The organism is Vibrio jasicida CAIM 1864 = LMG 25398 (assembly GCF_000400365.1).
Taxonomy (GTDB): domain Bacteria; phylum Pseudomonadota; class Gammaproteobacteria; order Enterobacterales; family Vibrionaceae; genus Vibrio; species Vibrio jasicida.
In genome coordinates, this window is the sequence record NZ_BAOG01000026.1 from 79,736 (window position 1) to 95,624 (window position 15,889).

Consider the following 15,889-nt stretch of genomic DNA (forward strand, 5'->3'; position numbering starts at 1 on the left):
GGGTGAAACCGCTGGCTCTATAAACTTGATTACGCCCGTTTTGGAAAGCGAAGTTTACCGCCAGTTCGGTAGATCACCAAAGAGAATAAGATAAGAGCGCAGCCGACGAGTTTATTAGAGGTCAGCACTTCGCCATACCAAATCACACTCAGAATTACAGTCCACACGGGTTCAAGGATCATAATCAGTGCAGCGTTACCCGCTTGAACAAACTTTTGCCCCATGGTTTGCATCACGTAACGCAAACTGGTTGCCAAAAGCGTGCTTAGAGCAAACCACACCCAAATTGATGTACTTACCTCTGTTGGCACCGACTCCACCAACGATGAAATCAGCAACCCAATCAAACCCGTGACAAAAAGCTGAATACACGTTAGCAACAACACAGGCAATTTTTGCGAATACTTGCTGTTTACGTTGAAGTGCAAAGCGAGCATCAAAGCCGCGCCCAAGAACCAAAGCTGACTGCTAGATTGTTGCCAACCACCAGCCAATGACAAACATCCTAGGCCAAGAATCGCGATCGGCAGTGAAACCCAAAAAATTCGTTGAGGTCTTTGACGAAACATTATCCAAGCGACAATGGGTACGAACAGCATTGAAAGGCTCATGATGAATGCGCCCTCACCTAACGTGTCACTGATTGAAATCGCGTAGATCCAACACATCAGTGCGCCACCTAAAAGCACACCTACGCCTGCCGCGGCAAAAATATCTTTCTTATTGGCAGCACGAAGTGGTTTGATACACAGAGGCAACAAACACAGTGACGCGATGGTGAATCGCAGACCGATAAATCCGAATGGTGGGAGACCTTGAATGGTTTCTTTGGAGAAGATCCACCCTAATGCCGCGATCATCGTAGTAGCGACGAGCACGAATGCAGCTTTGCGTTCTGAGTTAAGCATAATTACTCACAAAAAAGACCCTGCGAGGGATTCGTCAGGGGTTATTTATCATTGATTTTAATGCGTGATAGCTAGTTATATTTGCATCGCAAATGCTGACTTTATATGTAATTAGAAAGGAGGGTGTTAACGTTTGCGAAACGCTCACAGTATACATGGCAGCTTGATTATCATCGAGATAATTACTGCATTTATCAGCGATTATTTATGCAGTATATACCGAATGAAATTCCTATCAAATCATCAGGCTAAAGCTCAAATATTGTGCGGAATAACCTCCCTTTCTGGCATCACGAAAATGGTATAATTCAAAAGCAATAAAACAGACATCAGGAGGTGCTTTATGAGACATTCGACCGTACTCTTTTTCATTCTGATTGCCTTGCTTATTATCGCGCCAGTAGGCCTTGGTTCCTTATTCAGTTTCGTCTCTTCTATACGATCTAGTCACTTAGAAGCTGATCCGGTTTCTATTGCCCATATTTACGACATGATGATTTATCGCGGGCGTTAGTTTGTTTTCGATCCTATCTTTCATTCATGGGGTCTTCCGTGAAAAGAAGGCTCCCAGAGCTTGAAATTCCAACTCACCTAAAACTTTCTTCAAAAGCTCTTTTGTTTGATTTTGTATCAATTCCCATCCATACCCTATTCAACCGTAGCTAACCCGTTATTTTCCTGTCGATTTATTCACCAAAATTTTGCCCTAATCGTTACGTGTTCACGTATTAAATAGAAAAATTCACAACTAAATCGGCTCGTACGTAGCGATATTGCCAGTACCTGCTTACTCTTTAACCTACAACTATAAAAAATACGCCAGTGCATTCACGCCACCAATAACAGTGAAAATCTGGAATATCAGCGCCCAAGTTAGTGAAACACGCATTCAAATTACTAGGGAATCAGTGATGAGATTAAAGAACACCCAAAACATGAGCGCAGCTTTGAGGACGGCTCTCGTCGTCGCTGTGTGCATCTCTCCCCTCACCTTTGCTGCAGAAGGTGATGAGCAATTCGAAGTCGGCAAAGAAAAAGCGAAAGTTTGTATGACTTGTCATGGTGTCGATGGCATATCGACCATTGATGCGTACCCAAACTTACGCGGCCAGAACAAAACCTATCTGATTTCTTCCCTTAAGGACTACAAAGCGAGGGAACGAACCAGTGGTCTCGCGGTGCTGATGCAACAGCAGGCCGATGCCCTCTCTGATCAAGACATTGAAGACATTGCCCACTACTACTCACAGCTAGGCAAAGAAGCTCAACCTTAAACGAGGAGCGTTCTTATGGAACAAGCAGCAACTCAATACAACACTAAAGTTGTGAAGTATTTTGTGTTGGCATCGTTAGTTTGGGCTATTGTCGGGATGATCATTGGTGTGATCCTCGCGGCGCAGTTGTATTGGCCGGTACTTAACTTCGATTCTCAATACTTCCAATTCGGTCGACTCAGACCACTACACACTTCCGGCGTAATATATGGCTTTGTAGTCAACATTTTGATGGGTACCTCTCTCTACATCGCTCAACGCACCGGACGCTGTAATCTCTTTAACCAAAGCTTATCTTGGATGGTTTTCTGGGGTTGGCAACTGGTACTCTTTTTGGCGTTAATCAGTTTGCCCGCTGGCTACACAACTTCAAAAGAATACGCTGAGTTAGAGTGGCCAATCGACCTTTTGATCGTCTTAGTCTGGGTGCTTTATGCGGTGCTTTTCTTCGGCACAATCGCCAAACGAAAAGTCGACCACATTTTCGTAGCCAATTGGTTCTTCGCAGCGTTTATCATTGTCATTGCCATGATCTTCATCGTGAACAACTTGGCCATGCCTGTATCGTTGATGAAATCTTATTCCGTCTTTGCTGGAGCGCAGGACGCCATTGTGCAATGGTGGTGGGGTCACAACGCAGTGGGCTTCTTACTGACTGCTGGTGTGATTGGTATGAATTATTACTTCATACCAAAAGTGGCAGACCGCCCTATTTACTCTTACCGTTTATCTGTCATCCACTTTTGGGGCTTGGTTGGTTTTTACACTTGGGCAGGTACCCACCATTTGGTTTATTCATCGGTGCCTATTTGGGTGCAAAACATCGGCATCATCATGTCACTCATTCTTTGGCTTCCATCTTGGGCGGGCGCTTTCAACAGTGCGATGACACTGCTACAAAACAAAGAGAAGCTTAAATCTGACTACATTTGCCTGTTCTTCTTCTCTGCCATTCTTTACTACTGCTTAGCCACATTCGAAGGGCCTCTACTGGCAATTCGCTGGTTCAATATGCTCGCGCACAATACTGAATGGGTCATCGGTCACGTTCATTCCGGCGCATTAGGTTGGGTCGGTATGTCAGGCATTGCGGTGTTCTACTACTTCATCCCTCGTCTATGGAACAAAACAGAGTTGTGGTCAAAGCGTTTGATAAAATGGCACTTCTGGCTCGCGCATGCTGGTGTTGCGATTTACGCCATCGCGCTGTGGGTTGCTGGTATTGGCGAAGGCTACATGTGGCTAACTCAGAATGAGAATGGCGAACTGGTTTACAGCTTTATTGAAGCCATGAACTTTAAGGCTCCATGGTTGTTCCTGCGGTTCTTTGGGGGCGCACTCTTTGTACTTGGCCTATTCCTGATGGCATTCAACTTGTACAAAACCGTGCGTTCTCCATCGGTGTTAGTGGCAAAGGAGGCATAAGATGAGCAAAGACTTTACTCACTCAGTGGTCATTTTGATCATCACAACAGTGGTTGTGGCCTCCTTCTCACTCGCAGTCTGGGTTGTGCCGAATATTCTTCGCACTGACGACATCGCTAAGGGCAGTTTAGCCAAGCCGTTGACCGCCATTGAGCTTGCGGGTCGCGATATTTACATCAGTGAAGGGTGTCATGTCTGCCACACGCAGATGGTTCGTCCTCTAGAGCCTGAGACCAAACGCAACGGTCGCGCAAACAAGGAATCAGATGACATTTACGAATTCCCTAACCTATGGGGTTCAAAACGCACAGGTCCGGACTTAACCAACCTTGGCCGTAAATACTCTGACCAATGGCATGTATTGCATCTCATCGATCCTCGTCAGGTCATTCCAACGTCCATAATGCCGGCCTACCCTTGGTTGTTCGAACAAACTCTCTCGGGCGATGCAATTGTCGACAAGATGGAGACACTACGCACATTAGGGGTTCCATACACAGACCAAGAGATTTCCGACGCGCGCTTGCAAGTTCGCGGTAAAACCAAAGGCGAAGCGCTGATCCGTTATCTTCAAAGTCTTGGCCAAGATACAGCACAGGAGGTGGCTCCATGAGCACATTATGGAACTGGTGGGCCGTTGCCTGCACAATAATCTTCTTTGTCCTGATGGTGGGCGTTATCGTCAAGTATTGGCGAAGCAACCATAAAGCAGACCAAGACCACACTATCGCCTCTTTTGATGGGATAGATGAAAAGGACGCGCCACCACCTAAACTCCTCTTCATTAGTTACGCTGTCGCGTTTTTACTCTCCGCAGGCTATTTGGTTCTGTATCCAGGGCTTGGTGAATGGAAAGGCTTGGCGAATTATGACCAAGCGGACGACAAACTTAGCTCGCCATCAACCACACTCGACCAGCAATTTAGTCAAGTAACCGACACCTCTTTGGCTGCACTTGCACAAGATGCCGATATTGTCCGTAGCGGTCGTATATTGTTTCAAACCCATTGCGCAGCCTGCCATAGAGATAATGCACAAGGTCAAAAACACTTTCCTAACCTTATCGATAAAGAATGGATGTACGGCGGAGATGATGAAGCCATCATTCATTCCATAGCGAAAGGCCGTAACGGTGCGATGCCCGGCTGGGTTGAAGTGATGAGAAAGGACGAAGTGGACAAGGTTTCTTACTATCTTGCGTCGCTCAATCAACGCCACAGCAATGTGCCTGAAGTTAAAATAGAGTTGGGTAAGACCTTGTTCGTTCAATACTGTGCCTCATGCCATGGAGACGGTTCTATTGCTAATCAAGAAACGGGAGTGCCCGACCTTTCTGATAGCGTATGGCTTCATGGTGGCAGTATTGAAGAGATTCAACACACCATCAATTACGGTTTGAACAACTTGATGCCTGCGTTTGAAAACCAACTCTCAGAGCACGAGATCCTCGCGATTGGTGCTTACATCCGCAAAGCCGGCGAAGAAGAAGAGCAGAAACTCGCAGTACTTAACGCTCAATCTGTCGAGCGTGGTGAATATCTGGCACACGCGGGGGATTGCGTCGCTTGTCACAGTGCAGAAGGTGGCGAACCTTTTGCCGGCGGCCTACCGTTTGTTACGCCATTTGGCACAATCTATTCGACCAATATTACTCCTCACGCCAGTGAAGGGATTGGTGAATACGATTACGACAACTTCCGTGATGCTTTGGTACACGGTAAAGGCAAACATGGTTACTTGTACCCGGCGATGCCTTACACCTCTTATCAATACCTTACGGAACAAGACATGACGGATTTGTGGGAGTATATGCAGTCTATTCCTGCCGTGGCGCGTCGTAACGATGAAAACCACATGATGTTCCCATCAAACATTCGTCTTGGCCTCCTTGGCTGGAACATTGTCTTTATGGACACCGACCCTATCGACTACAACCTTCCCTCAGAACTTCAGGGCGCGGTGGATGACGTAGAGAAGTGGCAGAAAGGCAAATACTGGGTTGCAGGCTTAGGACACTGCTCAGAGTGCCATACGCCGAGGAATATTGCTCAAGCATTGTTACCTGAGCGCATCTTCCAAGGTAACTTGATTGACGGCTGGAACGCACCTGACATTACGTCCACGGAGCTGTATGTGGGCGGTTGGGATGAGAAGACACTCACCGACTTTTTGCACACAGGTCACTCAGACAAAGGCACTGCTTTTGCTGGGATGGCTGACGTGGTCAAAAACAGTTTGAGCTTAATGACTCGTGAAGACGTTGAGTCTATGTCCTACTATCTACTCAATGGTGACGTAAACAACTTCATTGCCGCCGATGCCGTTCCTTTGGAGCCTAAAGGGTTTGATGAAGCGGCTTATCAAGAGCCAATCTATGCAACTTACAAGCAAACATGTGGAGCATGCCATGGTAACGACGGTAAAGGACGAGATCCGATAGCACCAACGCTCTTGAACAACGGCATTATCATGCACAGTGACCCGTTTAACACCATTGCTGTAACGGTACGAGGTTTACAACCAACTTACATTGACCCTGAACGTAACTTTATGCCAATGGCAAGCTTTGAAGACATTTTATCAGACGCTCGTTTGGCAGAATTGATTACCTTCGTACGTAAACACCTCGGCGATCAACAATCGCCTGTTGCGCCAGCAGACGTTCGAGAAGTAAGGGAAACCTTAGAAGCCGCAGGTTATGCCGGAGGACTGCATACCACACCAGATATGTATGACCGACGAGATAACAACATCCATATCAAGTAACTAAAGTGGCGAGTATCAGGTACAAAAAAAGCCCTTTCCAATCGGAAAGGGCTTTGACTTAGTTCCCAAAATTTTTGCCGTTTTACAGCAGTTCTACCGACTGTTGAGCGATAACCCACTCTTCATTGGTAGGAATAACCAGTGCTTTCGCACCAAGCAACTCAGATGTAGCAACAACACCTGCGTTACCAAATCGAGCGTCTTCATTACCTTTCACATCTTCAACAAAACCTAGCAGTTTCAGGTTGTTTAAGATTTCACGACGAATTGGCATAGAGTTCTCGCCAATACCGCCAGTGAAGATGATGCCGTCAAATGAATCTAGAGCAGCAAGGTAAGACGCAATGTATTTAGACACACGGTATGTAAACACTTGGAACGCTAGAGTTGCACCTTCGTGCCCCTCTTCCATCGCTTCCAAAATACCGCGTGCATCACTTGTTAGGCCAGAAACACCTAAGAAGCCTGAAGCCTTGTTTAGTGAGTTAAACACTTTCTCTTGAGACCAACCTTTCTTCAGAAGGTACTCAATGATACCTGGGTCTAGGTCACCACAACGTGTGCCCATCATCAGGCCAGACAGCGGCGTGAAACCCATAGATGTATCTACAGACTCACCGTTGTTGATTGCACAAACAGAAGCACCGTTACCTAGGTGAACAGAAATGAAACTTGATTCTTCCACTGGTTTATTCAGCATCTTCGCAGCTTCACGGCTTACGAAGTAGTGGCTCGTACCGTGGAAGCCGTAGCGACGAATTCCAAAGTCTGTGTAAAGTTCTTTAGCAATTGCACCGGTGTAAGCTCTTGCAGGCATTGTTTGGTGGAACGCAGTATCAAACACAGCAAACTGAGGGAGCTCAGGGAATGCAGCCATAGAAGCACGCATACCAATCGCATGAGCAAGGTTATGTAGAGGGGCTAAGTCACTTAACGCTTCTACGTCTGCAATAACAGACTCATCTAAACGGACTGTCTTGGTAAACTTCTCACCGCCGTGAACCACTCGGTGGCCAACAGCAACAACATGGTCAATTAATTTGTACTCTTTTACTAACTCAACTAATTTTGCTACTGCAAGTTGATGGTGGTTCTCATTGCCTTTAATAGCAAATTCAAATTTTTCACCGTTGAATTTCCAGCTCATACGAGCGTCTGATAGACCAAAGCATTCGCCCAGACCACTTAGCACAGCATCGCCAGATTGTGAGTCGATGACTGCAAATTTTAGTGATGAGCTACCTGAGTTGATCACCAGTACAAACGAATTAGACATGAAATAGTTTCCTGTTGTGGAGCAAAGGTTGTAATTGCGCATCCGCGCTTCGTACTTCTTGTTTGTGCTCTCTATTATTCAATAATTTTTTAATCTTTCAACTATCTTTTAGTGTTAGTTGCTCGTTTGCGTAATTTTTGTTGATCTATGACAAGTTTAAAATTTATTTGAGCAGTGAAATATATCGAATTCACTCAACTAAAGTGGAATCAGACACTTAAAATCATCAATATATGAGTAAGAAAACAAAAATATTACGAATTTTTTTGAATGAATAGAGTATAGAAGAGCAGAGACAAAAAAGCCGAGCATTTCGCTCGGCTTTCATATTCAACTATTTTTTAATGCAATAGTGTGCAGATATTATGCGTCTTGCGTGCGACGACCACGGCCGTGACCACGTTCACCACGGTGTGCACCACGGTGATCACCACCACGGTTACGGTCGAAACGACGCTCGCCACCTTCACGGTTACCTTCGCGGTTGCCACCTTCACGGTTGCCATCGCGGTTACCACGGAAGCCACCTTCGCGACGACCGCCTTCACGACGATCACCACCACGGTTGCCGTTGCCGCCTTCACGGTTGCCACGGTAACCGCCGCCATCACGACGACCACCATCGCGACGACCACCGTCACGACGACCGCCACCACGAGACTCACGGAAGTCATCGAAGTCACAAACTACAGCGCCAACTTCTTGTTGACGGATGCGAAGCTTGCTTAGCTTGCTTGCTGCGTCTGAAGTCATTGCTTTTGGTAGCTGAACAAATGTGTGACCTTGAGCTAGCTTAATCGCACCGATAGAGCCTTTGCCTAAACCAAGCTCGTTAGCTAGAGCACCAACGATGTCTTTCACTTGAACACCTTGCTCACGACCAACTTGAAGCTGGTAAGTATCCCAATCTTGTGTATTGAAGCTGCGACCGCCTTCACGACCACCTTCGCGGCGCTCTTTACGACGTTGCTTGTCACGTTCAATCGCTTCAACCATTGGATCTTCGCCAATGTAGAATAGAGGACGTTTACCTTGCTGACGCTTAAGAAGCATTGCCGCAAGCATCGCTGGGTCGATTTCTAGAGAAGTTTGTAGTTTCTCTACTAGCTCAGCGAATTTGTCTAGAGACTTGTGCTCTTTCTCAGCTTCTAGTTCAGCAGCTAGCTTGCTTAGACGAGCTTCAGCAACTTGGTCACGTAGAGGAAGTTGGATTTCTTCCATAGATGACTTAGTTACGCGCTCGATAGTGCGAAGCATGCGGATTTGGTTAGTGCGAACAAGTAGGATCGCTTTACCTTTACGTCCAGCACGGCCAGTACGACCGATACGGTGGATGTAAGACTCAACATCGAATGGGATGTCGTAGTTAAATACGTGTGTAATACGTGGAACGTCAAGACCACGTGCAACAACGTCTGTTGCAACTAGGATGTCGATAACACCTTGTTTGATATGATCAACAGTACGCTCACGTAGAGACTGAGGAATATCACCGTGCAGTGCAGCAGCTTTAAAGCCACGTGCAGATAGCCAATCAGCTAGACGCTCAGTGTCTTGACGAGTACGTACGAATACGATTGACGCGTCAGTTTCTTCAGTTTCAAGAAGACGAGACATTGCTTCATCTTTCTCTACACCCTTCACTACCCAGAACTGTTGTTGAACTTTGTCTACAGTGTGGTTTTTACCAGCAACGTCAACAGTTACAGGATCACGTAGGAAGCGCTCAACAATGTTTTTCAGCATTGGTGGCATAGTTGCAGAGAATAGAACGCGTTGAGCTGATTCAGGAGCGTGCTCCATGATTGCAGTTACGTCGTCCACGAACCCCATGTTTAGCATTTCGTCCGCTTCATCAAGTACGAAAGTGCTAACTTCGTCTAGATGTAGACGTTCACGGTTGATAAGGTCTTGAACACGGCCAGGAGTACCTACAACAACGTGTGCACCGTTTTTAAGAGCGCGCATTTGATCCACGATAGAAGCACCACCGTAGATTTCTAGAACTTTAAGACCTTTGATATTTTTACCAAGGTTTTTCATTTCAGCCGCAACCTGAATCGCTAGCTCACGAGTTGGAGCAAGAACGATTGCTTGTGGTTTACGCTGATCAAGATCTAGCTTGTTTAGAAGAGGCAGAGAGAATGCTGCCGTTTTACCTGTACCCGTTTGTGCCTTGCCCAGCGCGTCAGCACCTTCCAATAGGTGTGGGATTGCCGCAGCCTGAATTGGAGTTGGTGACACGAAACCCATTCCGTCTAGAGCAGAAAGGATAGAATCATTCAGAGATAAATCACTGAATTGAATAACAGAATCTTGCATTGGGATCCTACTTAATTAAACAAAAAAACAGTCCCATATGCTCTTCCAATTCGATACTGATCCATCCAGATACTAAATCCATTCAGAAAGGAATTAGCACAGTACACAACCGCGATAAGCCATTAGGGACGACTAAGGGAGGCGGATTATTCCTTAAATGCATAAAAAAAGCTAGAAAAAATTGAATTACATCACAATTTATTCTCACTAATGGTAATATTCGCATAAAATTCCACCTACCCCTCCATTCTCCGTAGAGAAAAGCACCACAACGCTGTTCAATTCATCAATAATTCACAGTGAATTTGGGGGCTTTAGGTAGTAATAATAGCCCGCAATGATTATAGTGTGCCCAATTCCATTGGTAAGTTAAGAAAAGATGTTTCAAGATAACCCTCTATTAGCTCAGCTTAAGCAACAAATCCAAGAAAACCTGCCTAAAAAAGAAGGCTCAATCAAAGCAACCGATAAAGGCTTTGGCTTCCTGGAAGTGGACAGCAAAACCAGCTTCTTCATCCCACCAGCGTACATGAAAAAGTGCATGCACGGCGACAAAGTCGTTGCCATCATCCGCACTGAAAACGAACGTGAAGTCGCAGAACCACAAGAGCTGCTAGAACAAGCTGTAACTCGCTTTATTGGCCGAGTAAAAATGTTCAAAGGCAAGCTAAACGTTGCACCTGATCACCCACAGCTGAAAAAGCTCTCTCTTAAAGCGAAACTAAAGAAAGGCTTAAAGCCTGACAATTTCGTTGAAGGCGACTGGGTTGTTGCTCATCTTATTCGTCACCCTCTTAAAGGTGACAACTCATTCTTCGTAGAGATTTCTGAGAAGATTACCGATGCAAACGACAAGATTGCACCTTGGTGGGTAACGCTTGCACAAAACGATTTGCCAAACTCAGAGCCTGCTGGCATTGATAACTGGGAATTGAAAGACGATGCGGATCTAGAACGTGTTGATATGACACACGTACCTTTCGTCACCATTGACGGCGAATCAACCAAAGATATGGACGATGCGCTGTTTGCGAAGAAGACAGAGTCTGGCGACTTTGAACTGACCATCGCAATTGCCGATCCAACTGCATACATTACACCAGAAGACGAAATGGATAAGGTTGCACGTGAACGTGGTTACACTATCTACCTTCCAGGTCGTAACATTCCTATGCTTCCACGTGACCTTGCAGATAACCTATGTTCACTGATTGAAGATGAAGTACGCCCTGCGATTTGCTGTACTGTGACAGTAAGCAAAGAAGGTGTCGTTGGTGATGACATCAACTTCTTCGCAGCAAACATTAAGTCTCATGCGCGCCTTGCTTATGACAATGTGTCAGATTGGCTAGAAAACGGCAGCTCAGACAAGTGGCAACCATCAGAAGAAATCGCAACCATCGTTCGTGACCTATATGACTTTTCTCTTGCTCGCGCTGATTGGCGAGAAAAGAATGCCGTAATCTTCCCAGATCGCCCAGACTACCGTTTTGAACTAAGCGAAGACAACGACGTTATTGCAATTCACGCGGACATGCGCCGCAGCGCAAACCGTCTTGTAGAAGAATCGATGATCACTGCAAACATCTGTGCAGGCCGTACACTACGTGACAAATTTGAAACGGGCGTGTTCAACACACACGCTGGCTTGAAAGCTGAGAAAATCGAAGAAGTCGTTCAAATGGTAAATCCTGAGGGTACACTTGAATTCACAGCAGAATCAGTTGCGACACTAGAAGGCTTTGCGGCACTTCGTCGTTGGTTGGGCGAACAAGAAACGACATACCTAGATAACCGTATCCGTAAATTCCAAACGTACAGTGAAGTAGGCAACCAACCACTTCCTCACTACGCAATGGGTCTAGATATCTACGCGACTTGGACTTCACCAATTCGTAAATACGGCGACATGATCAACCACCGCATGCTGAAAGCCGTTATTCTTGGCAAAGAACCGGTTCAAACACCTGATGATGAAGTCGGCGAAGAATTAGCACTGCACCGTAAGCACCACAAAATTGCCGAGCGAAACGTGTCAGATTGGTTATATGCTCGTACTCTTGCAGAAGAGCCAAGTAAGAAAACGTGTTTCACAGGTGAGATTTTCGATATTAATCGTGCTGGTGCACGTGTTCGACTTCTCGAAAATGGCGCAGCGGCCTTTATTCCTGGTAGCTTGATTCTTGATAATAAAGAAAGAATTGAGTGTAACGGTGACAACGGTACCATTTCTATCGATAAAGAAGTGGTATACAAACTGGGTGATACATTGGAAATTGTTCTTTCGGACGTAAACCAAGAAAACCGCAGTTTAGTTGCAAAACCGACCCAGGTATTCGCTGATAAGCCAGCGACACAAACAGAAGAATCTGTAAGTGAATAATACCGGTTAAAGTTTAAAGGCGCTCAACTGAGCGCCTTTTTTATTTGTCATGTAAAAACGATAAGAACGAATATGCCGAACATTGAGATCATTCGCTTTAATCACTTCACTGCTCGCAAAAGTGAACGCTACACCGCCACCCACAACGGGTTATATGTTGTTGAGGAAGGCACCCTTGTTATCAACCAGCCAAGTGGCGAACAATTTGAACTGAAAGCAGGAGATTTCACCCTTTATAACTCAGCGGACTTAAGAAGTGCAGAAGCCAAACCTGGCGGTTTTAAAGCGATTGCCTTGGTCTTTGACATTGGTTTGTTCAGTGAATTCAAATCGGCCCACCCTACGATTACATCAGACACCGACGATCGTCGCTTTTATCCATTTTCAGCTCAAGGCCACCTAGTTATCTCGCAGCTTAAGAGCGCGTTAATTGAATTAGCAGATAACAAAGCACCACAATACGCTCAAAGCCATATTGCCCTCGCCCTGTTGTCACTGATGGTAGAAGTTCAGCCAGACATCTTATCTATCATTGATGATGCAAGCAGCCTAACCGCGTCTCAGAAGGCGATTAAGTATATTGAAAAGAACATAGAAAAAGACATCACGTTAGAAGCGTTAGCAACGCACATGAGTATGTCTATCGCCACACTCAAGCGTAGATTGGCAGCGGAGAACCTTTCGTTCTCTCATATTTTGAAAGTGAAGCGCATCAACCATGCAGCAACCCAACTTCGTGTCTCTCAGAAATCCATTACTCAAATTGCCTTTGAATCTGGGTTTAAAAGCGCAGCACATTTTAGTACCGCATTTAAATCGATTTACAGCATCACGCCAAAAGAGTTTCGTAGCCAAATCGCAAAATAATAGGGGTTGAAGATAAGTTAGCCATCAATCCCAAAAACACGCTTGAGGATCGCTTTCCAGTTCGGCGAGAAGCACCTCAAGCGTTTGACTACTTGGTAGCTTCTCGTAAGGTATCCATACCACTTCTTCTTCACGATAGATCGGAACATAAAAGCACCAAAGTTGAGTTTTAGCATCAAATAGGATTTTAGCGATGGGAGATGTGTACTCACTGTGTTGTGAATCAAGTAAGAAGTGCGCATGATAAAGCTCGACACCGTTCTCTATAGGCTCGTACAAGCACTTCCCCAGCGCTTCTACTGGCAAATTGACATTTCGTCTAGCGCAAAGCGTTTGAACCAACTTATGTAGGCGACTGGTCGCCATTTGAGACACGGACATGAGCGTACTCCTGATATGTTGTTCTTAGTATATACCCAAGTGCCTGAGAGAGGCAGAAATCACCATCGGGCATACGCCCGCTCAAGTCTAGAATAGCATCGCATTTGATGCCGAAAAGCTAACTGCGTCACCTCTTTCACTTCAAATCAGTGAAACCCTCCCATCCGATATTATTGATAGTTATCAACATAAAACGAGCGCAATCGATAATTCGCTATGGATATCAATCTGCATTCACAAAAGTGTAACCTGAACGAAATATGATGAGCGCTGCGATATACCGTATATGGAGTTCAATATGTTACGTTTTACTGTGGCAACTGTATTAGCCATGGCTCTTTCCCTTCCTTCTGCTGTGGCAAAAGAAGTGAATATTTCAGGTTCTACTTCCGTTGCACGAGTAATGGATGTACTTGCAGAAGAATATAATAAAACACACCCTGATGATTATATTGCCGTGCAAGGTATTGGCTCAACCGCTGGTATCACTATGGTAAATAAAGGTGTGGTTGAGATGGGGATGAGCTCTCGCTATTTAACAGAAAGAGAGAAAGGAGAAGACTTAAACGTATTCCCTATCGCTTATGATGGTCTTGCTGTTGTTGTTAACCGCACTAACTCTGTAGCCAACCTTTCGGAACAACAACTGTTTGATATCTACAAAGGTAAAGTCGACAACTGGAAGCAAGTTGGCGGTACAGACCAACCTATCGCAGTCGTCACTCGTGAAGCCTCTTCCGGTTCTCGTTACAGCTTTGAAAGTCTACTTGGATTAACCAAGATCGTGAACGACCGCCTGGTCTCTGATATCAATCCGAACAACCTTGTCGTCAACAGCAATAGCATGGTAAAAACCATCGTAAACCATAACCCTCACGCGATTGGTTTTATCTCTGTTGGCTCAGTTGACCGGTCAATAAAAGCGATTCAATTTGAAGGCACTGCTCCTACAGCGAGCAATATCGCTAACCACAAATACAAGTTAGCTCGCCCATTTTTAGTTCTGTACAAGGTAGATGGATTGGAAAAAGCAGGTAAAGACTTCGTGAAGTTTCTGAAGTCGCAAGAAGGTCAAAAAGCGATTGCAGATTACGGTTACACACCGGTAAAAAGCTTCAATCAGTAAACCGCGGATACAAAAAAAAGAGAGCCTAGTTGAGCTCTCTTTTTTGTTTGAATCTTTTTATTCCGATTAGAAGTGCAACTGAATCACAGAAACAACTACCGCTCCAGGTCGACGAATACCTTCAATTTCTACTTTGATTTCACGCTCAATCTCAAGGCCTTTCTTGATTGGTGTGATTTTAGTAAGCGTACTTGATGCACGTACATTGTTACCCGCCTTCACAGGGTACGGGAAACGTACTTGGTTTAAACCTAGGTTCACGACCAACTTTGCTGTTGGGAACATTGGTTTTTCTGGATCAACAGAGTCTGTCAGCTTCGGCAAAAGCGCCAGCGTCAGGAAACCATGAGCAATCGTAGTTTTAAATGGTGATTCTGTTGAAGCACGTTCTGGGTCGGTGTGGATCCATTGCATGTCTTCCGTTACCGAACCAAATTGGTTGATACGTTCTTGAGAAACATGAACCCAATCACCCACGTGGATCACCTCACCAACCTTGTCGCTCAACTCATCGAAAAGCACTTGTGCTTCTGGTTTTAGGACAATTGGATCAGGTTGAGAAATCACTTCCTCATTCACAGCAGGCTGCTGATGATCACGTACTTTAGAAAAAAGAAAGCTGCTTTGTGCTCGACCTAAAAAGTCACCCCAATAATCGCGTAGCGTTGGAGACATCCAATTCATAAACTCTGATTGGTGAGCAGAGATCGCACCAACTTTGTCTTTAAATAGATTCGTGACTTTCATAAAAACCCTTCGATAAATTCAAGCACAACTGGCTATACCAGTTAATTTTGAATTAACTCACACTATGTTGCAAATACTTTCGGGCGAACACATGTATACTCAAAGTCATTTACTTCTTACTTTTCATAAAGATAGCAATAAAACACTATTTTATTAAGTAACCACAACATAAAGTAAATACTCTACAATATATCGTAACAATCATCTTTTCTACGGTAATTTGTGATATTCACCTTCTAGAAGTGTGACTATAAAACGCGCAAACAGTTCTTTTAGATGAAATCAATACTTTACAACGTTTTCTACTCACCCTATTATACGTCCCGCAACGGAGAGATGGCTGAGTGGTTGAAAGCACCGGTCTTGAAAACCGGCATACGTTAATAGCGTATCTAGGGTTCAAATCCCTATCTC

At 45.1% G+C, this 15,889-nt stretch carries 13 protein-coding genes; 8 read left to right on the forward strand and 5 right to left on the reverse strand.

All coding sequences use genetic code 11. The annotated features are described in order from the left end of the window. Positions 1-29: 29 nt before the first annotated feature. Positions 30-908 carry a DMT family transporter gene (locus VJL_RS08590; protein ID WP_038877232.1) on the reverse strand — a complete coding sequence of 293 codons (879 nt, stop codon included), beginning with the start codon at positions 906-908 and terminating at the stop codon, positions 30-32. Positions 909-1,251: 343 nt separating this feature from the next. On the opposite strand from VJL_RS08590, the gene VJL_RS29650 reads away from it, so the two are divergent. The 5 genes from VJL_RS29650 to VJL_RS08610 all read left to right on the forward strand — a co-directional run bounded on the left by VJL_RS29650 (position 1,252) and on the right by VJL_RS08610 (position 6,373). Next, positions 1,252-1,422 carry a hypothetical protein gene (locus VJL_RS29650; protein WP_164492026.1) on the forward strand — a complete coding sequence of 57 codons (171 nt, stop codon included), beginning with the start codon at positions 1,252-1,254 and terminating at the stop codon, positions 1,420-1,422. 397 nt (positions 1,423-1,819) lie between these two features. Then, a complete protein-coding gene (locus tag VJL_RS08595; RefSeq protein ID WP_038877234.1) occupies positions 1,820-2,182 on the forward strand; it encodes a c-type cytochrome in 363 nt (120 codons plus the stop codon). 15 nt (positions 2,183-2,197) lie between these two features. Further along, positions 2,198-3,607, forward strand: a complete 1,410-nt coding sequence (ccoN, locus tag VJL_RS08600; protein WP_038877236.1) for a cytochrome-c oxidase, cbb3-type subunit I — start codon at positions 2,198-2,200, stop codon at positions 3,605-3,607. 1 nt (position 3,608) lies between these two features. After that, positions 3,609-4,220, forward strand: a complete 612-nt coding sequence (locus VJL_RS08605; protein ID WP_038866596.1) for a cbb3-type cytochrome c oxidase subunit II — start codon at positions 3,609-3,611, stop codon at positions 4,218-4,220. Continuing rightward, the gene (locus VJL_RS08610; protein ID WP_038877238.1) at positions 4,217-6,373 is read left to right on the forward strand and encodes a cytochrome c; all 2,157 of its coding nucleotides are present in this window, start codon (positions 4,217-4,219) and stop codon (positions 6,371-6,373) included. Before VJL_RS08605 ends, VJL_RS08610 begins: the two co-directional genes overlap by 4 nt. Positions 6,374-6,455: 82 nt before the next feature. Here the strand turns inward: VJL_RS08610 and VJL_RS08615 are convergent, their stop codons facing one another. After that, entirely contained in the window at positions 6,456-7,649 is a 1,194-nt protein-coding gene (locus VJL_RS08615; RefSeq protein ID WP_038866598.1) for an acetate/propionate family kinase, read from the reverse strand. Positions 7,650-8,012: 363 nt separating this feature from the next. Then, the gene (locus VJL_RS08620; protein ID WP_038866599.1) at positions 8,013-9,971 is read right to left on the reverse strand and encodes a DEAD/DEAH box helicase; all 1,959 of its coding nucleotides are present in this window, start codon (positions 9,969-9,971) and stop codon (positions 8,013-8,015) included. A gap of 379 nt (positions 9,972-10,350) precedes the next feature. On the opposite strand from VJL_RS08620, the gene rnb reads away from it, so the two are divergent. Together rnb and VJL_RS08630 are read left to right on the forward strand one after the other, a co-directional pair. Then, the gene (gene rnb / locus VJL_RS08625; protein WP_038866600.1) at positions 10,351-12,354 is read left to right on the forward strand and encodes an exoribonuclease II; all 2,004 of its coding nucleotides are present in this window, start codon (positions 10,351-10,353) and stop codon (positions 12,352-12,354) included. A gap of 72 nt (positions 12,355-12,426) precedes the next feature. Then, positions 12,427-13,221, forward strand: a complete 795-nt coding sequence (locus tag VJL_RS08630) for a helix-turn-helix transcriptional regulator (RefSeq protein WP_038877240.1) — start codon at positions 12,427-12,429, stop codon at positions 13,219-13,221. A 24-nt stretch (positions 13,222-13,245) separates the two neighbouring features. Here VJL_RS08630 and VJL_RS08635 read toward each other — a convergent pair whose 3' ends face one another. Beyond that, a complete protein-coding gene (locus VJL_RS08635; protein ID WP_038866602.1) occupies positions 13,246-13,602 on the reverse strand; it encodes a DUF3024 domain-containing protein in 357 nt (118 codons plus the stop codon). Between the two features lie 298 nt (positions 13,603-13,900). Here VJL_RS08635 and VJL_RS08640 point away from each other — a divergent pair, with 298 nt between their 5' ends. Then, positions 13,901-14,728 carry a phosphate ABC transporter substrate-binding protein gene (locus VJL_RS08640; RefSeq protein WP_038877242.1) on the forward strand — a complete coding sequence of 276 codons (828 nt, stop codon included), beginning with the start codon at positions 13,901-13,903 and terminating at the stop codon, positions 14,726-14,728. Positions 14,729-14,794: 66 nt separating this feature from the next. Here the strand turns inward: VJL_RS08640 and VJL_RS08645 are convergent, their stop codons facing one another. Next, complete coding sequence (locus tag VJL_RS08645) at positions 14,795-15,475, reverse strand: MaoC family dehydratase (protein WP_038866605.1); 681 nt, start codon at positions 15,473-15,475, stop codon at positions 14,795-14,797. Positions 15,476-15,889 lie beyond the last annotated feature (414 nt).